The sequence below is a fragment of the Xenorhabdus szentirmaii DSM 16338 genome (genome assembly GCF_002632585.1).
Lineage (GTDB): Bacteria > Pseudomonadota > Gammaproteobacteria > Enterobacterales > Enterobacteriaceae > Xenorhabdus > Xenorhabdus szentirmaii.
This window is the reverse complement of sequence record NZ_NIBV01000001.1, coordinates 2037221-2055970: the sequence shown is the minus strand read 5'-3', so window position 1 is coordinate 2055970 and position 18750 is coordinate 2037221. Positions and strand designations below refer to the sequence as shown.

General features: G+C 39.9%; 18 protein-coding genes, 1 tRNA gene and 1 pseudogene. 4 read left to right on the top strand and 16 right to left on the bottom strand.

The window, feature by feature from the left end; all coding sequences use genetic code 11:
- Positions 1–248 precede the first annotated feature (248 nt).
- From Xsze_RS09300 to Xsze_RS22380, 3 genes and pseudogenes are all read right to left on the bottom strand, one after another.
- Positions 249–1022, bottom strand: a complete 774-nt coding sequence (locus Xsze_RS09300) for a Thoeris anti-defense Tad2 family protein (protein WP_071991820.1) — start codon at positions 1020–1022, stop codon at positions 249–251.
- Positions 1023–1461: 439 nt separating this feature from the next.
- A pseudogene (locus tag Xsze_RS09295) lies at positions 1462–1844 on the bottom strand (antiterminator Q family protein).
- A gap of 7 nt (positions 1845–1851) precedes the next feature.
- Positions 1852–2058: a hypothetical protein gene (locus Xsze_RS22380; protein ID WP_038240625.1), complete on the bottom strand. Its 207-nt coding sequence runs from the start codon at positions 2056–2058 to the stop codon at positions 1852–1854.
- Between the two features lie 557 nt (positions 2059–2615).
- On the opposite strand from Xsze_RS22380, the gene Xsze_RS09285 reads away from it, so the two are divergent.
- Positions 2616–3209 (top strand): ATP-dependent Clp protease proteolytic subunit, encoded by a 594-nt coding sequence (locus Xsze_RS09285; protein ID WP_038240626.1) that lies wholly within the window; start codon positions 2616–2618, stop codon positions 3207–3209.
- Positions 3210–3240: 31 nt separating this feature from the next.
- Here the strand turns inward: Xsze_RS09285 and Xsze_RS09280 are convergent, their stop codons facing one another.
- From Xsze_RS09280 to Xsze_RS09265, 4 genes are read right to left on the bottom strand one after another with little or no spacing between them, the layout of a single operon-like run.
- Positions 3241–3834: a GNAT family N-acetyltransferase gene (locus tag Xsze_RS09280; protein WP_051462511.1), complete on the bottom strand. Its 594-nt coding sequence runs from the start codon at positions 3832–3834 to the stop codon at positions 3241–3243.
- A gap of 17 nt (positions 3835–3851) precedes the next feature.
- Positions 3852–5273 carry an MFS transporter gene (locus tag Xsze_RS09275; protein WP_051462512.1) on the bottom strand — a complete coding sequence of 474 codons (1422 nt, stop codon included), beginning with the start codon at positions 5271–5273 and terminating at the stop codon, positions 3852–3854.
- 17 nt (positions 5274–5290) lie between these two features.
- Entirely contained in the window at positions 5291–6214 is a 924-nt protein-coding gene (locus tag Xsze_RS09270; RefSeq protein WP_051462513.1) for an FkbM family methyltransferase, read from the bottom strand.
- A gap of 22 nt (positions 6215–6236) precedes the next feature.
- Entirely contained in the window at positions 6237–7232 is a 996-nt protein-coding gene (locus Xsze_RS09265) for an aKG-HExxH-type peptide beta-hydroxylase (RefSeq protein WP_084616329.1), read from the bottom strand.
- A gap of 1217 nt (positions 7233–8449) precedes the next feature.
- Here Xsze_RS09265 and Xsze_RS09260 point away from each other — a divergent pair.
- A protein-coding gene (locus Xsze_RS09260) for an IS5 family transposase (RefSeq protein WP_099139115.1) occupies positions 8450–9291 on the top strand; the annotation gives its coding sequence in 2 pieces (ribosomal slippage) (positions 8450–8792 and positions 8792–9291; 843 coding nt in all).
- A gap of 260 nt (positions 9292–9551) precedes the next feature.
- On the opposite strand, the gene Xsze_RS09255 is transcribed toward Xsze_RS09260, so the two are convergent.
- The 6 genes from Xsze_RS09255 to xerD all read right to left on the bottom strand — a co-directional run bounded on the left by Xsze_RS09255 (position 9552) and on the right by xerD (position 16038).
- A tRNA-Gly gene (locus Xsze_RS09255) sits at positions 9552–9625 on the bottom strand.
- A gap of 185 nt (positions 9626–9810) precedes the next feature.
- Positions 9811–11325 carry a lysine--tRNA ligase gene (gene lysS, locus Xsze_RS09250; protein ID WP_038239172.1) on the bottom strand — a complete coding sequence of 505 codons (1515 nt, stop codon included), beginning with the start codon at positions 11323–11325 and terminating at the stop codon, positions 9811–9813.
- Positions 11326–11334: 9 nt separating this feature from the next.
- Positions 11335–12433 (bottom strand): peptide chain release factor 2 gene (gene prfB / locus Xsze_RS09245; RefSeq protein ID WP_099138886.1). Its coding sequence is split into 2 segments (ribosomal slippage): positions 11335–12357 and positions 12359–12433, totalling 1098 coding nucleotides; the frame shifts between segments, so codons are not numbered across the junction.
- Positions 12434–12605: 172 nt separating this feature from the next.
- The gene (gene recJ / locus Xsze_RS09240; RefSeq protein ID WP_038239176.1) at positions 12606–14348 is read right to left on the bottom strand and encodes a single-stranded-DNA-specific exonuclease RecJ; all 1743 of its coding nucleotides are present in this window, start codon (positions 14346–14348) and stop codon (positions 12606–12608) included.
- 50 nt (positions 14349–14398) lie between these two features.
- The gene (dsbC, locus tag Xsze_RS09235) at positions 14399–15100 is read right to left on the bottom strand and encodes a bifunctional protein-disulfide isomerase/oxidoreductase DsbC (protein ID WP_038239178.1); all 702 of its coding nucleotides are present in this window, start codon (positions 15098–15100) and stop codon (positions 14399–14401) included.
- Between the two features lie 32 nt (positions 15101–15132).
- Positions 15133–16038, bottom strand: coding sequence for a site-specific tyrosine recombinase XerD (gene xerD, locus Xsze_RS09230; RefSeq protein ID WP_038239252.1), 906 nt, complete (start codon positions 16036–16038; stop codon positions 15133–15135).
- A gap of 186 nt (positions 16039–16224) precedes the next feature.
- Between xerD and fldB the strand changes: the two genes are divergently transcribed.
- A complete protein-coding gene (gene fldB, locus Xsze_RS09225; RefSeq protein ID WP_038239253.1) occupies positions 16225–16743 on the top strand; it encodes a flavodoxin FldB in 519 nt (172 codons plus the stop codon).
- A gap of 44 nt (positions 16744–16787) precedes the next feature.
- Here the strand turns inward: fldB and Xsze_RS09220 are convergent, their stop codons facing one another.
- From Xsze_RS09220 to Xsze_RS22135, 3 genes are read right to left on the bottom strand one after another with little or no spacing between them, the layout of a single operon-like run.
- Positions 16788–17246: a protein YgfX gene (locus Xsze_RS09220; RefSeq protein ID WP_038239180.1), complete on the bottom strand. Its 459-nt coding sequence runs from the start codon at positions 17244–17246 to the stop codon at positions 16788–16790.
- Positions 17227–17493 carry an FAD assembly factor SdhE gene (gene sdhE, locus Xsze_RS09215; RefSeq protein WP_038239182.1) on the bottom strand — a complete coding sequence of 89 codons (267 nt, stop codon included), beginning with the start codon at positions 17491–17493 and terminating at the stop codon, positions 17227–17229. The genes Xsze_RS09220 and sdhE overlap by 20 nt, the downstream gene beginning before the upstream one ends.
- Positions 17494–17520: 27 nt before the next feature.
- Complete coding sequence (locus Xsze_RS22135; protein ID WP_156935890.1) at positions 17521–17694, bottom strand: hypothetical protein; 174 nt, start codon at positions 17692–17694, stop codon at positions 17521–17523.
- A 39-nt stretch (positions 17695–17733) separates the two neighbouring features.
- On the opposite strand from Xsze_RS22135, the gene ygfZ reads away from it, so the two are divergent.
- A complete protein-coding gene (gene ygfZ, locus Xsze_RS09210; RefSeq protein WP_038239184.1) occupies positions 17734–18735 on the top strand; it encodes a tRNA-modifying protein YgfZ in 1002 nt (333 codons plus the stop codon).
- Positions 18736–18750 lie beyond the last annotated feature (15 nt).

Genomic DNA, 18750 nt, shown 5'->3' with positions numbered 1-18750 from the left:
GCAAACAAATATTGATCACATCACAACCAATGCAACTAACTAATAGAATGATAAGATTAATTCAATATTGAGTTATTTAGTATCCACTAATAAATTGAATCTGTTCCGATATGGAAATTCTCATATCGGATAAGTTTCAAATAGTTAGAAATGCCAGCCGCAATGCATGGATACGGATGTGACTAGAGTGATTGCGGTGGCAAATACAGAAAAGGCTGCATTAAGCAGCCTTAGATTCAAGATTGGAGTTATTTCCAGTTGAGGCAAAAGTGCAGTATTTTACCTACGCTTTGTTTCAGTAGATTACCTAATTTTTTTGCTTCGGCGTTAGAGTACTGACCAAAAAATTCATACTGCTGTTTACCAACTATACTGCTATCTGTCGTACTTCCAAGGTGATAAGATACTTCACCTACAGTTACAGTGAGATTTTTTGCTAATAAATTTATCATCTTCTGATAACCTTCTGACGTTCGAGGATTACCAGAGGAGACTCTGATAAAAATCGCCGCAGACACATTGTCCCATACGAAAGATGAAAATGTCGTAATATCTGTTTTATTTTGGAGATTAGTTAAAGTACCAAAAGGACCTTCTCTGTTGGGCCCAGACTCAAGTTCATTATCAGCAAGATATCCCCACATTTGTTCAGTATCAGAATATTTCCCGGTCCCTATCTTAAGATCAAAAGACAGCATACAATCTTCTAGTTTCACCAATTTCCAATCACATGCCATTAAATCTTCTGGTGTTGGTTGCCAAGGAAACCAATGACCATGTCTATCACTCTTCTCAATATAAACAGAGTTATTATCTGGTTTTTTAGAAGTAAGGCGCATATATTCATTAGGAATATCCCAGTCACTACGATGCAACATATTACCCAAATATACTTGAATTATTGCCCACGGACAGGAACCAACTGGTGCTGTTACTGTATCAATCTTAATTTTGTATTGGTTAGGGTCAATCTGGCATTGTGTCTCAGTATTCTCATTATCCAGCTTATCAACATCAGACATAAACACCTCACTTTATTATTCGTTAAAGGTCATTTCAGCCTACTGTTAACTCGCCAGAAACCTTACTTATGTCTAATTCCTATCTCAATCGGATTACTACTATAGCAAGGCTTATAATTTGAAAGACGATACTCAATTCAGTGAAGTGTAAATTTGAAGTTTACTATTGATACATGCCATACCTGCCATTAGTCAGATAGTAACTATTGTCTGAGAATGAGGAATATGGACTTAAACTATGGGGATCGGAGTGTTGACCAAATCGCCAAAAATCATACCTAATATATTGATTTAACTATGATATAGATATTGACCGATCTCGCTCGAGTTGTAATCTAAAAATTAACTTTTGGGGTGCAGTTCAGAGTGCGAGGCTATGGAGTTCGATAAGCTATGTGACATTGCTATCACTCTTATCACGATATACCCACTTTTGTAATTACGCAACCTTATCGATGATTTCTTTTTGCACACTTTTATCAGCTTCCAATGTTACCCCTGAAACCGCTAAGACCCCCTCAATAAATCCCTCAGCAGCCTGTAGTCGTTTTGCTACTTCGTTGTGGGAAATGCCTAACTTGTTGCCCATTGTCCGCAAGGTACACGTCTTGATGTAATGCAAGACGATGAGCTGATAGTAATAAGCGTTGTGCTTTTTCAGTCGCAGAACGGCAGCATCAAACGTAATACCATCATCATCAAAACATTGGACACAGGTCTTTCGGGTACTGGGGAGCAATCCCTTAAACCCTGCGGCAACAGTGCCCAATCCACTTCGCTCTTGCCTTCACTCGCCCATGCTCCCCACTGACTGAGTGTCATCCTCATGTCACGCATCAGCACACCCCCCCACCAGATTGAGGATACTCCTGTCGGTCACCGCCCGATCAAGGAACTGTTCTTCTTCCAATACCCACTGACAGACCTCTATCAGTCGTTCAGCTTCGCAATCTTCAAGAGCTTGCTTGTACTGCCAAACAGTCCCCTGACCTGACTGAATACAATTCTGCGGGTAGTGTATGATAAGCCGGTGCATAAGACCGGTAAACTTTCATCGCCAGACGGTGGGTTATTTGTCCGACGATATCTGCTTCCAAAAGTGCACAGATGTACCGCAATGCTTGCTCTCCCTTTCAGGCTACGGGAGTTTTTTATAGCCGTTTTTAACGGCGCGTACCCATCTGTGATGGTGATTAAACAAGTTTAGGCTAACGTTTTTTTCGAACTACTGCAATTAAATGTCACTAATTCGAAAATTTTATTAAAAAATTTTTCACACAAGAAATTTCTTAATAAACTACTAATTTAAAGTGACATATATATAATTAAAAACATAAATCACAATGGATAACTATTTCACATATTGCGGAATATGACAGAAATAATATATTTCAATTTGGTTGAAAAGCATTTAATAACATAATAACATTAAGTTAGGTGGAAATATTTATATTCAGACATATTACATTTCACCTCCGTCCATCTGATGTTAACATGCCAATTGGATTATCTATGATTTATTTGTTATAGTTCATATTCGGAACATCAAGTTAAGTATATTTTTACTCAACTCAAGTATAAGAGGTCTGTACTATGTTAGAAGAATCATCAAAAGATTCGCCTGAGCTTCCCAAAGAGATCCCCTATGAGCAAAGCCATTTATTAAAATCCAGATGTATTATTATATCTGGTGAAATTAACCAAAAATTAGCTGAAAGGGTAACAATACAGCTACTGATTTTACAAGAAATAAGTAACGAACCAATCAAGGTTTTTATTAACAGTCAAGGTGGACATGTTGAAGCTGGCGATACCATTCATGACTTAATTAAATTTATAAAACCGGAAGTTTTTATAATAGGAACCGGTTGGGTCGCAAGTGCTGGTATTACTATTTTTCTTGCTGCCAAGAAAGAAAATCGTTATTCCCTTCCAAATACCCGTTTTATGATTCATCAACCTTTAGGAGGATACGAAGGGAGAGCATCTGATATTGAAATAGAAGCTAAAGAGTTTTTGCTGATACGTAGTCGTATAAATCAGCTTATCAGCGATGCCACAGAACAGCCAATAGAAAAAGTAGAAAAAGATACTGATAGAAATTATTGGATGCGCCCCCAACAGGCTATTGAATATGGAATTGTAGGTCGAATAATAACCAAGTGGGAAGACGTCAGCCCTGTATAAATGATAAAGAGGGTGGGCAAAGTCTCACCCTCTATTTTATATTAGTATCATATTCTTTTAAAAACCTTGGTACTTTCCATTCATCTTTTAGAATTGCATATATATACATGTCACTCCATATTCTATTAACGTATTCGTTTTGTAATAAGTGAGCCTCTTGACGCATTCCTAGTTTTTCAACTAATTTTTTGGAACCTAGATTTAAAGTATCTAATCTTGCATAAATTCTATGATATTTAAAATAATTAAAACTAATATCTATTAATGCACCTAAAGATTCTGTTCCAATAGATTTTTTTTGATATAATGGATGAAATATACAACCTATTTCCCCCTGCTGTGATTCTTTGCTCGTTACCCTTAACATAATTTCTCCGGCTAAATCATTATGTTCACGTAGAACTACAGCAAGTCTTATTTCATCACCATTATCATTAAATGCAGGGTTAAGGACTTTATTAAATTGTTCACGAATCTCTTTATCTGTAGGGAGTGGGGTGTATAAAAACTTATAAACCTCTGGTAATGAATGATAGTTTTTATACTTTATGAAATCTTTTTCCTCAAATTTACGAAGAATTAAGTGTGATGTAAAAAATAAAAGAGAATCATTATTTAGTAGCATAAAAACCTCTAGATTACTTATTGATTTACTGATTTATTAATATTGCTATTTTCTTTAAGAAAGAAAAGACAAAATAACCCAGCTAGTAACGTCAAGATAAAAATAATTATAAAAAACACTTTAAATATTTCTCTATAATAAACTATTTGAGTGCTATCACTAATTGAATTGGAATTAATATACATCGAAGTAAGCATATTTATCAATGAACCAACAAGTGTAATAGCAATGGCTTCGCCTGCAACTCGCATAGTATTAAACAATCCAGACGCTAACCCAGCTTTTTCTTGAGGAACAACACTAACAGATAAAGCATCCATTAACCCCCAAGGTAAGGCATTACCAATTCCTATTAATGCCATAGCAAAAGATATTAACCAAATTTTTTCATATGTGGAGTTGATTAGTATACATACTCCAATAGAAGCTATAAAAAAACCAATCCCTGAAATATTATTAATTGGATAATTTTTAGCAAGATAACCAGAAATAATCGGAATAAAAAGCATCGGCAAAGTCAAAGGTAAAATAATTATCGAAGTTTTAGATGCACTGAAGCCTCCTCCAACCATAAGCCACATTGGTAAATAAACAAAGAGTGATATATAACTAAAAGCAGTTAACAAAGGTAGTAATTGCACTCCAAAAAATAAAGGAATCTTAAATAATGATATATCGACTAAAGGGTGAGCGGTTCGTTTTTCTGTAAAATAAAACACAATTATGAGAAAGATTACAATAAATATAATTGTATGAAATTGCATATCACTAAATCCATTTTTACCAACTAAAATAATTGCATATGTGAACAAGATTAAAGATAAAGTGAAAATAACAAGACCAATCCAATCTAGGCGTTCGGCATTATTATTTTTTGATTCTTTAATTCTCCATCCTCCTAATGAAATTATTAGAATAGAAAAAATAGATATTCCCCAATAGAGTGAGCGCCAACCTAGAAAATCAATCATAAAACCAGAGATAATAGGGCCAAATGCAAGCCCAGCACCAAAAGATGTACCTAAAAAAGAAAATGCAATAGCTTTATTTTTTCCATAAAATTCTTGAGCTAATAACGATGTGGCAGAAGTTGATACTAACGCACCGCCCATACCCTCAAGTATTCTCATTATAATTATAGTGAATAAATCATGACTGATTGCAATATATATAGATGACAGGCTAAATAAAACAAAACCAATTATAAAACATAATTTTCTGCCAATATAATCACCTGCAACACCAGCAGCCATAACAAGTCCACCGAATGCAATGACATAAGAATTGATTATCCATTCTAATGAAAACCTGTCGCCACCTATATCATTTTTCACAGCATGGAGAGAAATTGCAGGCCCAGTAAATACCAAAGGTATCATAAATGCTGCACAACAGATAATTATAAGGATGTCATGTCTTTTTTTTGTAAATTCTGTCATGGTATTATATAAACACACTAATCTTGTATTTTGTTAAAAATTAACTGAAAATAATCAGTTGAATCAATTTCGAACTTATCTGAAAGATTTTCATTTAGCCATTTCAAAAAAATATTAGAATGCTCTGTATTATGTCTTTTGTCTATTATTGATATAGCCTTATATGAAAAATCATACAGTTTATAGGATTCTGCAAGAATTATAGCAAGAACACAAAGTTTTTCATTAGGCATAGAATCCCATTCATTAATATCTCTAATAAACAATGCATCACTCCATATCCATTGATTTCCATAAATAAAAGGATCTTTATTTATAGTGATCGGTTCCAAAGGTCTTGTGCCATACCCCATGAATTTAACAAAATTAAAACCTTGTGAGCGTAGTAAAATTTCTATTTCTGAGAATCGAGGTTGACCTATATATTGTTCTACAAATTCAACTTCACATTCAATTACAAGAGTGTCTTTAAGTTTTTCCAAAGAATTATATAATGCAAGATATTCGCACCCTTGAATATCTATTTTATATAAATCTATATATTTTATATCATTTATTTCATCAAGTCGTTTCGTTTGAACTATATGTTCATCTACAACCAACATCCATTCAGAAAAAGATTTGTATTTACTCATTTCTTCTAAGTTAGGTATCAAAAGGGAAGAGCAGCCAGGAATCTGGCAAATAGAAAGTTTATGTATCCCACCATCCCCAATAGCATATGGAAAGTATGTAATCCTTACATCTTTATTTTTCTTTAATTTTTCGAATTCATCAGGATTTGGTTCAAATCCATAAATTTTAAATGGATAATATTCAATTATTTCATTGTAGTTGTTTTCTGTTGTTTCAAAATTAGCTGCACCTATATCTACTATATTTATACTTCTATTTTCTTTTGTTATATTTTTATATAATTCAATAAGAGGTTTGATCGCCATATTTAATTTACCTAATCAAGATTCATTCAAAAGCCATTTCTCTTATGCTATTCATTAATTTTTTTCCTAGCTCAGTTAATTTTGCATTTTCTAATATTATATTCCAGCAATCATAAAATTTTTCTTCAAATGAAGCTGAATTATTGGCATTGTTGTATGCAGTGTCAACTCGTTCTAAAATTGGATCATAATCATGATAAGAACTTAATTTCTTTAAAATACGCATTGTTCTAGCAAGAACAAACATTGCATGATATATTCCGCTTAATGGCCTAGCCTCACGGCGTAATGGCGACTTATATGTACCACTATCTTCGTTTAAAATTATTGGGTCAATAAAAAAAAGCATATTTAAATGATTATGCCCAGCTTCATGAGCCAGATTCTCAAAATACCGAGTCCAAATTTGATTTTCTCTTAATTGACTCATTCTTATGATTCCAAATGTATTTAATGATGAGCCAGCATTCATGGTAGGGGAATTGACAATGATAATATCTGTAATTAAAGAATTAAGCTCATCAAATAAATCCCGATCAACTTCTTTCATTCTATTTAAAGATTTTTCTACGGCATGAGTTGAATGCTCTAATTCTTTCTTTGATGGAATATCCCCATCAAAATGATAACCATAGGTATTTATCATTCCATAGTCACATGTATCATAATAAAACTGATGTAGTGATTGTGTATACCCATTAGTAAATAATCCTATAGTACGTGGTGGCTGTTCAATATAATTTAACTCCTTAAAAGAGTCTAATATATCTTTAATTAAAATAACATTTTCATCTTCAATAGCTTGCAATATCCTATTATGTAATACATGTACCATTCCACTTATTTTTCTTTTCTTATTTAAATTTCTTATTATTTCCTCCGCTGAATTACAATTAAATCCAGAAATATTACACTGTTCAAATATATATGAAAGACTGTTTATTAGCCTTTCATTTATCTGTTCTCTAAGTGTAATATCTCTTATTGCATCTGGGCGAGCATCATATATATCAAGCATAAACACCTCTATTAATAAGATATATTTATGTAAAATACATAAAAATTATTATGCTTATAATTATAGATTAAATTGTTTCTCCAAAAATACTGCCGCAAACCTTTCGCTTGCGGCAATAATTATGGATTAGTTTACTTGATCCATAATAGGTGCAGTTCGATTTGCCGAGGCAGAAAAAATTTTCTTGGCATCGAGTTTTATCTTATTATTTTTATTATCTTTTTTTGCAGTATTCATAGTGTATCTCCTAGATTTAATATCGTTGATTTACTACTAGAATTTACCAGAACGTACTAATTAATGATAAAACCAGATATGGTTAGTGTATCTGGTAAAAGAATACTATCAGATAAAAACAGAAGTTCAACATTTAAATAATAATATCGAATGTGTTTTTTTTGACTAGACAATTAAAATACTCGGCTTATTATTTTTAATTTCACTTTTGGCTTTGACTATAGCGATTTATAATTAAAATCGTCATTTCGCAGGCATATCACAACATTCTGTTTTAATTAATATGTGCACAAAAAACATATAAACGGGTATAAATCATAACATTACAGAGTTATTTGTGAAATGTCGGTTATAAAAAACTTATTAAATTTTATTCCTAATAAATTACTTATTAAATTTTAACTAAATTAAACTTCAAGTAGTGCAATAGATTAAAAACACACTGACGCACTGCTCTTGTCTTCTCTGATTTGTCTGGCTAATACATTAACCAGACAAATCAGAGATCCTAAAAATACCATACCCGCCAAGAAAAGCCATTTTTCACTATCCCCTCCCTATTAAAGAATTATGCGTAAAATTGTTCACCCTGTTCATCTTTGAGTATTTTTATTTAAATTCATATTGTTAAAGGGTGATGAGTTGAAATCAGACTCATCACCACTCTTCACCCAACCCCTCACCGTCAAACCAGAAAAAGGTGAACAGGGATGAAGACTTGTGAACAGTTTAAAAATAACTGCTCATCCTTTAATACCTTGATATATCTGATTTAAATTACAGAGTGAACAGTAGTGAACACTTTTTTTATATTTTTAGGAAATTTTTATCAGGGTGAAAAAATTATTCTTCTGGCAGGTTATCCCTTATCAGTTTTGGCAGCCATTCGATGGCAGTATCGATATTCAAGTCTAGGCAGTGTCCCTTAATATAAATTGAGAGTATTATCATCTCATTAAGTTCATGACTGGAAAAAGATGATGGCACGTTATGACATTCCCGATGAAGCATGGATATTGATAGAACCGTATTTGCCACCCCGCCATTCAAAGCGGGCAGGACGTCCCCACGTTGAACACCGTCGAGTGATGAACGGAATGTTTTGGGTTCTTTGTTCAGGGGCGCCATGGCGCGATTTGCCTGAACGTTATGGCCCCTGGAAAACGGTTTATAACCGATTTAATCGCTGGTCAAAATCGGGCATTATCAGCATGATATTTAACCGATTATTATCCATCCTTGATGAAAAAGGCTTAATTGACTGGGATGCGATTTGTCTGGATGGCAGCAATATTCGCGCCAGTCAAGATGTCGCTGGAGCCCAAAAAAACATCCCGATATCGCTGGCGATCATGCGCTGGGTCGCTCACGCGGTGGTTATGGCACCAAAATCCACTTGGCCACAGACGGAAACGGGTTCCCTCTCAACATCATGTTGACGGCTGGGCAGGCTCACGAAAGCCAATCCGCTATTCCTTTACTTGATGGCATAGGTATACAACGTAAAAATGGTTTCATGAAACGGCGTGGCAAGGCGGTACTGGCAGATAAAGGTTATTCGGATAGAAAACTCCGCTATTATCTTCGTAAACGGAGAATTAAAAGCATTATTCCTTATAAAATCAACGAAAAAGGCCGTTCAGATGGCCGCACGCAATTTGATAAACAGGCGTATCGTAACCGCAATGTTGTTGAACGCGGCTTCAGTTTTCTTAAAAATAATCGGCGTATTGCCACCCGTTACGAAAAAACAGCACGAAACTATTTATCCATGGTGAAATTAGGCTGCATTCGGCTTTTTTACAGGCGATTAAATAATTAAGGGACACAGCCTAGGATCAATTAATAAAGATAATCCGTTGCCATCCGCCAACGTATAGGCTTTTTCCTTTGCTTTAGCTCGCTTGATCACTAAGTCTGTCAGCTTCATAATCCACCAAAATTGTATAGAAGAAAATGCATACAGAATTCTATACAAAAAACTGTATGGATTTAGGAAGATGACACTAGACTCGGAGAAAGTGGAATAGTTATAACTATATTGATTTTACTGGATTTAATGGACTTCAGGAGAGGTTTGATTGGAGCGAGTGAAGGGAATCGAACCCTCGTATAGAGCTTGGGAAGCTCTCGTTCTACCATTGAACTACACTCGCAATCATCATTTGGAATGATAAAATGTGCAGTCAAATATATACCTCTTATTAAGTCTCAGCAAGCGGATTTTCGTTAATAATTGTATATATTTCAATCAATTATTTAAGGCTTCTGTATCAAATAAAAAAACGCCCTATCGGGTAAAACTAACAGGGCGCTGATGACTTTAATTAATCAAAAATGATTATTTGTTCGGACGCATTGCCGGGAACAGGATAACGTCGCGGATGGTGTGGCTGTTCGTAAACAGCATGACCATACGGTCGATACCAATCCCTAAGCCTGCTGTTGGTGGCATACCGTGTTCCAGTGCTGTGACGTAGTCTTCATCGTAGAACATGGCTTCGTCATCACCTTCGTCTTTCTGACGAACTTGCTCTGCAAAACGTTCTGCCTGATCTTCTGCGTCGTTCAGCTCTGAGAAGCCGTTACCAATTTCACGGCCGCCGATGAAGAATTCAAAACGGTCAGTGATGAATGGGTTGTCATCGTTGCGACGCGCCAGCGGAGAGACTTCTGCCGGATATTCGGTAATGAATGTTGGCTGAATCAGGTGGCTTTCTGCGGTTTCTTCAAAGATTTCACATTGAACGCGACCCAATCCCCAGCCTTTTTCTACTTCAATGCCGAGAGATTTGGCGATAGCTGTTGCTTTATCCATATCATCCAGATCCGCCATGTTGGTTTCCGGACGATATTTGCAGATCGCTTCTTTCATGCTCATTTTGGTAAAAGGTTTACCGAAATCGAACTCTTGTTCACCGTATTGAACCAGTGTCGTGCCCAGAACTTCTTGAGTCAGGGTACGGAACAGTTCTTCGGTCAGCACAATCAGATCTTGGTAATCCGCGTAAGCCATATAGAGTTCCATCATGGTGAACTCTGGGTTATGGCGCGGAGAAATACCTTCGTTACGGAAGTTACGGTTGATTTCGAAAACACGCTCAAAACCACCCACAACCAGACGCTTCAGGTACAGTTCCGGTGCAATACGCAGGTACATGTCGATGTCCAACGCATTGTGGTGCGTGATGAATGGACGTGCACTTGCACCACCGGGGATTGCCTGCATCATTGGTGTTTCAACTTCCATGAAGTCTTTCTTAATCATGAAGCTACGCAATGAAGACATCACGCGGGAACGGATCTGGAATGTCTTGCGGGATTCCTCATTCGAGATCAGATCCAAATAACGCTGACGATAGCGGGTTTCCTGATCCGCAAGGCCGTGGAATTTATCCGGCAGTGGGCGCAGTGCCTTGGTCAACAGACGCAGTTCAGTACAGTGGATGGAAAGTTCACCCGTCTGAGTTTTGAACAACTTACCACGCGCACCTAAAATGTCACCCAAGTCCCATTTCTTGAACTGAGTGTTGTAAATGCCTTCCGGCAGATCATCACGGGAAACGTAGATCTGAATGCGGCCACCCATGTCCTGCAAGGTTGCGAAAGATGCCTTGCCCATGATGCGACATGTCATCATGCGACCGGCAACGGTCACTTCAATGCCCAACTCTTCCAGTTCTTCCTTGGTTTTTTCATCGTATTTTGCGTGCAGATCTTCAGAAATGTTTTCACGGCGGAAATCATTTGGGAACGCAATACCGTTGCCACGCAAAGCAGCCAGTTTTTCCCGGCGGGTTTTCAGTTCGTTATTTAAGTCAGGAGCCTGTTCTGCTCCCTGCTGTTGTTGTGACATTTCAGTTCCTCATAGGCCAGCTTTTAAGCTTGCTTCAATGAATTTGTCCAAATCGCCATCCAGCACGGATTGCGTATTGCGGGTTTCAACACCGGTACGCAAATCTTTAATGCGGGAATCATCTAAAACGTAAGAGCGGATCTGACTGCCCCAACCAATATCTGATTTGTTTTCTTCCATTGCTTGTTTATCAGCATTTTTTTTCTGCATTTCCAGTTCATACAGTTTTGCTTTCAACTGTTTCATCGCCTGGTCTTTGTTTTTATGCTGAGAGCGGTCTGTCTGACATTGGGTGACAACGCCAGTCGGTACGTGGGTGATACGTACCGCAGATTCGGTTTTGTTAACGTGCTGACCACCAGCACCAGAGGCACGGTATACATCAATACGTAAATCTGCCGGATTGATTTCGATATCAATATCATCATCCACTTCCGGATAGATAAAGGCAGAGCTGAATGATGTATGACGGCGACCACCAGAGTCAAAAGGACTCTTGCGAACCAAGCGATGAACGCCTGTTTCTGTACGCAACCAACCATAAGCATATTCGCCGATGATTTTGATCGTTGCGGATTTCAGCCCAGCAACATCTCCATCAGATTCTTCGATGATCTCAGTTTTGAAACCCTTGGATTCTGCCCAGCGCAAATACATGCGCATCAACATGCTGGCCCAGTCCTGTGCTTCCGTACCACCAGAGCCGGCTTGAAGATCCAGATAACAGTTTGCACTATCATATTCACCAGAAAACATACGGCGGAATTCTAACTGAGCCAGTTTTTCTTCCAGCTGTTCCAATTCAGCGACGGCTTCATTGAAGGTTTCTTCGTCATCCGCTTCAATGGCCAGTTCCAACAGCCCGTTTACGTCTTCCAAACCCTGATCAAGCTGATCAATCGTTTCTACGATGCTTTCCAGTGATGAACGCTCTTTACCCAATGCCTGTGCCCGCTCCGGTTCGTTCCAGACATCAGGCTGTTCCAGTTCTGCATTAACTTCTTCTAGGCGTTCTTTCTTGGCATCATAGTCAAAGATACCCCCTCAGAACTGCTGTCCGCTCAGACAGGTCCTGAATGTGGTTTTTTACCGGATTAATTTCAAACATATTTAGTGTCTTATACGTTGTATATTATGAATATCCCCAGTGTCTTCCGGGGATTGCCGCTTTATTGGCGGCATCCCGAAATCCATTGGGTATTATAATGATGGTCGCATGGGTCCTTTCGAACCGTGCATTGTAACGGATCTGTCAGCGGGTTTATAGCATTTCCATATAATTAACCCGCATTCAAAGGCCAAATATGCTGGATCAAAAGCTGGACATCACGATTGCCACGAAATTCGTTAATGTCCAGTTTATAAGCCAGTTCCACGGCTTTGATGCTATTGTCCGGCCAGAATCTGGGATCAATATTAAATGCAATGCCATCTAACATTGGCCCGCCATGCAATGGCTCAAGCATCACTTTCAGGTGCTTTTCACCCACGATTCGCTGTTGCAGCAATTTAAACTTGCCGTCAAAAACGGGTTCCGCAAATGCCTGCCCCCATGGACCTCCGTCACGCAGAATTTCAGCGACTTCCAGAGATAACTCTTCTAAAGCGAGTTCTCCATCACTCCAAATCACGCCTTCAAGCTGGGCGATGTCCAGCCATTCTGCAACCAATTCAGAAAAACGACACTGAAACTGATCAAATTTGTCTTGTTCAATCGATAAACCGGCAGCCATCGCATGACCACCAAATTTCAGCATCAACCCCGGATGCAAAGTATCAAGGCGTTCAAGCGCATCACGCATATGCAATCCATTGATTGAGCGCCCGGAGCCTTTCAATGTGCCATCACCCGCAGGTGCAAATGCGATGACCGGACGATGGAAACGCTCTTTGATGCGTGAAGCCAAAATGCCGACCACACCTTGGTGCCATTCAGGGTGATAAATCGCTAAGCCGTATGGTAACTGGGCATGAGCCCGCTCGATGTTATCGCAAATCTGCAAGGCTTCCTGTTCCATGCCTTGTTCGATTTCCCGTCGGGTCTGGTTCAGTCCATCCAATTCACAAGCAATCTGACGGGCTTGAACCTTGTCATCGGTCAGCAATAAAGCCACCCCGACAGACATATCGTCCAATCGTCCCGCCGCATTTAAACGTGGCCCTAAAGCAAACCCCAAGTCACTGGCTGCCAGTTTAGCCGGTTCACGTCTGGATACTTCAAGCAGGGCCTGTATTCCGGCGCAGCAGCGACCTGCCCGAATCCGGTTCAGGCCCTGATATACCAAAATGCGATTGTTGGTATCAAGGGGCACAACATCAGCCACAGTGCCCAATGCCACTAAATCCAGTAATTCCGCCAGATTGGGCAATGGAATGCCTTGTTGTTCAAACCAGCCCGATGTACGTAATTCTGCCCTGAGTGCAGACATCAGATAAAATGCAACACCAACGCCAGCCAAGGCCTTAGACGGGAAGTTACAATCCACTAAATTGGGATTGATAATGGCATCTGCGGCAGGCAATGTTTCTCCCGGCAAATGGTGATCGGTGACAATCACTTTAATGCCATGTTGATGTGCTGCGGCCACACCATCGTGGGATGAAATGCCATTATCTACGGTAATAATGAGTTCCGCGCCTTTTTTGACAACTTCATCAACGACCTGGACGCTTAATCCATAACCATCTTCAAAACGGTTCGGAACAAGGTAATCAAGATGGCGATATCCCATCAACCGCAAGGCCCGGATGCACAATGCGGTGCTGGTTGCCCCGTCCGCATCGAAATCCCCGACAATAACGATGCGCCGATGCTCGTGCAATGCGGCTATCAGCTGGGGAATGGCTTGCCCTATGCCATTAAGGGACTGGTAATTGAGTAATCCCTTTGCTCCACGTTCTAATTCATCAGCCTGACGCACGCCACGCATGGTGTATAAGCGGCGCAATAATGGATGGACTGAATCGGGGAGATGGCTGGAATCCGCCGCCAATCGGCGGCGGAGTAGTGTTTCTCTATTCACTGGTTTTTATTCTGCTTGCTTTTATTTACTGAAATGGTAGGCATTATTGGTTATTCACCGTGTTTTTCCAGCATGGTCAATAAATCTGCTGGCGGCAAGTAACCACCGAGTACGGTGCCATCTTCAAGGACAATCGCGGGTGTGCCCTGAACACCAAATTGCAAACCTAATTGATATTGTTTCGCGATATCAATTTTACACTCTTTAATCGGAGAAACTTTTTCGCCTTTGAAGGCCAAGTTCAGTGATTTGTTTGGCGTCGCACTACACCAGATGGATTGCATGTCTTTGGCTGATTGATGTTGCAAACCATGACGAGGAAATGCCAGATAACGGACAGTGATCCCTAAGTCATTATACTCCTGTACGTTTTCATGCAATTTTCGGCAATATCCGCAGGTGATGTCGGTAAAAACAGTGACAATATGTTTTTCTTTTGGTGCCTTGTAGATGATCATCGAACCTTTCAGCGCATCCAATTTTTTAACCAAGATCTGATTGCTGACATTTTTGAGGGCCTTTCCGCTAATATCAAAAAGTGCCCCTTGCAGCAGATACTTACCATCGTCAGACATATAAATAATGCCATGCTCAGTTAAAACCGCACTCAGGCCAGAAATTTGTGAAGGAGTGATACTCTCCGCTTTAAGCCCTATCTTAGACAGTGACTTATTGATTTGGCTATCATCAGCAAAGGTGTTGCTGGCAAAAGCTGTAAGTAGCAAGGAGAGGCAAAGCGCAATCTTCTTCATTAGTTTGTTCCTTATTTCACCTTTCTTCGCCGTCAGGCGCGAGGATGATGTTGTTGATGCAGCACTTTAAGACGTTCAGTTGCCACATGAGTGTAAATTTGAGTTGTTGAGAGATCACTGTGACCCAATAGCATCTGTACAACTCGTAAATCAGCACCATGATTAAGTAGATGTGTCGCAAAAGCATGGCGCAGGACATGAGGTGACAGGCGTTCAGCATCAATTCCTGCCAATATGGCGTAATGTTTGATCCGATGCCAGAACGTTTGTCGCGTCATCTGCGTTCCTCGTTTGCTGGGAAAAAACACGTCAGATACGGAGCCATTCAATAACCACGGGCGACCATATTCCAGATATTTCTCCAACCAGTAAACAGCTTCTTCCCCTAGCGGGACTAACCTCTCTTTATTTCCTTTACCGACTATTCTCACTACGCCCTGACGAAAACTCACATCTGATAATGTCAGGCCGACCAACTCTGAAACACGCAATCCACAGGCATAAAGTACTTCAAGCATGGCTTTATCGCGCAATTCAATGGGTTGATCAATTGAGGGAGCATTCAGTAAATCCTCAACCTGCTTTTCGCTTAAATCCTTGGGCAAACGTTTAGGCAATTTAGGTGCTGACAATAATGCCGTTGGGTCATCTTCCCGTATCTTTTCACGGTAAAGATACTGAAACAATCGGCGCATTGCACTTAACAATCGCGCTGAACTACTTGCTTTATAACCACCGTCGACTCTTTCTGCCAAGAAAGATTGTAATTCCAGTGACTGTACAGAAAGCACATCATGACCATAATTCACCAGCCAATTATTCAAAGCTTGTAAATCCAGTTGATAAGAAACCAGCGTATTTTCAGCCAGATCGTTTTCCAGCCAGATGGAATCCAAAAATTGTTCTATTAGGGGATGTGCCGATGGATGTACTTCCATTGCGTGTTGTGTCAGAGGCGCATTTTCCGATAAATGAGTTTTCGGGGACATGTTTTCTGAACTGTTACTTTTTTTTGGCACTGGCCCTCCTGTCTCTCTGCTCCTTCCTGTCGGCTATTATGCCTGAAAACAGCATTCTTCTGTTACAATACCGACCCGATGTTCAAAATCCCCTGATAAATAATGATGAAAATTGGTCTTTTTTACGGCTCCAGTACATGCTACACAGAAATGGTAGCAGAAAAAATACGCGATATACTCGGTGAAGATCTGATTGACCTGCATAATGTCAAAGATTGTGATCCGTTATTGATGGAAGAGTATTCTGTCCTGATCCTCGGTATTCCTACTTGGGATTTCGGTGAATTGCAAGAAGATTGGCTGGCGATTTGGGATCAGCTTCCATCATTGGATCTGGCTGGAAAAATTGTTGCCATGTATGGCATGGGCGATCAGATTGATTATAGTGAGTGGTTTTTGGATGCACTGGGCATGTTGTATCACCATCTTCGCCCGTCAGGTGTGCATTTTATCGGATTCTGGCCAACTGAAGGTTATGAATTTACCAGTCCAAAACCCCTGTCTGATGACGGTAAACAATTCGTTGGATTAGCACTGGACGATGTACACCAGTTTGAACAAACAGATGATCGTTTAAACGAATGGTGCATGCAAATATTGGCTGAAATGGAAGCACTGTTTTAATTTCAAGGCAGCCTCAATCCGGTAACCCTTTTTTAATCAGATAGTCATCTGATATCAGGATATTGGCGCATAAGCTGATTTAGATGACGCCATGCTCCCGATGATAAGCTATCTGATGCTATCCATAATGTTACGGTTGCCGAAGATATTCCCGGCCGTTGCCTGTATCTCCTTTCCGCCTGTTCGTTGTCATGGCCATAAGCTCGGAACGTAATGAGCATGCCATGGCGGCAAAACCACGGAGGTTGAGTGATATTCCACTCTGCCTTCTGCCAAAGAACTTTATTTCCTTTATACAGTACCAATTGCCCTTGGCAGCGGCGGATACGCTTCTGACTCCATGCCCAACTCATCAGGATGACGGAAAATACCGGAAACCAGAAATAGATATAGTTAACCGACCACAGCCCCCATAACGCCGCCACTGCCACTCCGCCATGTGCGCCGGTAGAAAACAGGCAAGTATGGCGGGATACACTTAATTTACAGTGCCACAGGGCCACGAGCCTGGTTTCTGCTCTGGATCAGTTGCACCATATGGAAAAGCTCATCATCTTCCGGCCGGCCGTGATTCATGAGCCAGTTGAACAGATCAGGATCAGGGCACTCCAGCAAACGAATAAAAATGTGTTTGTCTTCATCACTCAAGGAATCATATTCATATTGAAAAAATGGCATGATAGAAATATCCAATTCACGCATACCACGACGACATGCCCAGTGAATACGCGCTTTATTCTCGATATCCATGTGTAAAAAACCTCTTTATCATTTTCATCAGGCAGGATTATCAACGATTCTGTTTTGTTTTTCATTAATTGCTATCGTTGAATGACGGGAGAAATCGACAAGTTGCGAAGCATATCGCAACAAGCCACAACAAATTTTCAATACAGGAATAATGAATAACGGGAATAACCTCTTTGCATTAAGCAGCTTCTCTTTTACCATTAGCCTTATTTCTCAGACAGATCACTGGAAGGAGCTGTTATGGCTTATCAAATTCCATTTTCCGCACATCCCTCATTTCCTTCAGCAACACTCCCGCTCACGTTAGTTTCCCTTGATGACTGGGGAATGGTGACTGCAATTGGTGCTGATGCGCAAAAATATCTGCAAGGGCAAGTTACCGCAGATATCGCTTCCCTGAATGAAAATCAACACGTATTGACCGCACATTGCGATGCCAAAGGGAAGATGTGGAGTAATTTTCGGCTGTTTCAACGCAGTGAAGGTTTTGCCTATATTGAGCGTCGTTCAGTATTGGATACGCAATTAACTGAATTGAAAAAGTATGCCGTTTTCTCCAAAGTCACTTTTGCCAAAGATGAAGAAAATATTCTGCTTGGTTTAGCCGGAGCCGGAAGCCGGGAAGCGCTTTCAGCGTTTTTCCCCAGTTTGCCTGATACTGAAACCCCGGTTATCCAACACGAAACAACAACGCTTCTCCACTTATCACTGCCGGCAGAGCGTTTTCTTATCGTTGCAGACAGCACGACTGCGGCTCAATTAACTGAAATGTTGGTCGAAAAATTTCAGTCACAATTGAATGATAGCCAGCAATGGTTAGCCCTGGAGATTGAAGCGGGTTTCCCTGTGATTGATGCCGCCAGCAGTGTGCAATTTATTCCACAAGCCACAAACCTTCAGGCAATCGAACACAGCATCAGCTTTAAGAAAGGTTGTTATAGTGGTCAGGAGATGGTGGCCCGTGCCAAATATCGTGGTGCGAATAAGCGGGCCATGTATTGGTTAGCGGGTAAAGCCTCTTCTTTGCCTGTTGCAGGTGATGATCTGGAATGGCAACTGAATGACAACTGGCGCCGGACAGGTTCCGTGCTGGCTGCGGTGAAACTGGCTGATGATTCAGTCTGGGTGCAAGTCGTTATGAACAATGATATGGAAGCAAATAGTGTATTCCGCATCCGAGAAGATGGTGACCAGACTCTGGCTATTCAGGCATTACCCTATTCATTTGATGAAGAAAAATAATTATTGAGGTTGTTT

Excerpts from the sequence above, each read along its gene's own strand:
- Xsze_RS09300 (WP_071991820.1), bottom strand. The coding sequence starts at position 1,022 with ATGTCTGATGTTGATAAGCTGGATAATGAGAATACTGAGACACAATGC.
- Xsze_RS22380 (WP_038240625.1), bottom strand. The coding sequence starts at position 2,058 with ATGCACCGGCTTATCATACACTACCCGCAGAATTGTATTCAGTCAGGT.
- Xsze_RS09285 (WP_038240626.1), top strand. The coding sequence starts at position 2,616 with ATGTTAGAAGAATCATCAAAAGATTCGCCTGAGCTTCCCAAAGAGATC.
- Xsze_RS09280 (WP_051462511.1), bottom strand. The coding sequence starts at position 3,834 with ATGCTACTAAATAATGATTCTCTTTTATTTTTTACATCACACTTAATT.
- Xsze_RS09275 (WP_051462512.1), bottom strand. The coding sequence starts at position 5,273 with ATGACAGAATTTACAAAAAAAAGACATGACATCCTTATAATTATCTGT.
- Xsze_RS09270 (WP_051462513.1), bottom strand. The coding sequence starts at position 6,214 with ATGGCGATCAAACCTCTTATTGAATTATATAAAAATATAACAAAAGAA.
- Xsze_RS09265 (WP_084616329.1), bottom strand. The coding sequence starts at position 7,232 with ATGCTTGATATATATGATGCTCGCCCAGATGCAATAAGAGATATTACA.
- lysS (WP_038239172.1), bottom strand. The coding sequence starts at position 11,325 with ATGTCACAACAACAGCAGGGAGCAGAACAGGCTCCTGACTTAAATAAC.
- dsbC (WP_038239178.1), bottom strand. The coding sequence starts at position 15,100 with ATGAAGAAGATTGCGCTTTGCCTCTCCTTGCTACTTACAGCTTTTGCC.
- xerD (WP_038239252.1), bottom strand. The coding sequence starts at position 16,038 with ATGGAAGTACATCCATCGGCACATCCCCTAATAGAACAATTTTTGGAT.
- fldB (WP_038239253.1), top strand. The coding sequence starts at position 16,225 with ATGAAAATTGGTCTTTTTTACGGCTCCAGTACATGCTACACAGAAATG.
- sdhE (WP_038239182.1), bottom strand. The coding sequence starts at position 17,493 with ATGGATATCGAGAATAAAGCGCGTATTCACTGGGCATGTCGTCGTGGT.
- Xsze_RS22135 (WP_156935890.1), bottom strand. The coding sequence starts at position 17,694 with ATGGTAAAAGAGAAGCTGCTTAATGCAAAGAGGTTATTCCCGTTATTC.
- ygfZ (WP_038239184.1), top strand. The coding sequence starts at position 17,734 with ATGGCTTATCAAATTCCATTTTCCGCACATCCCTCATTTCCTTCAGCA.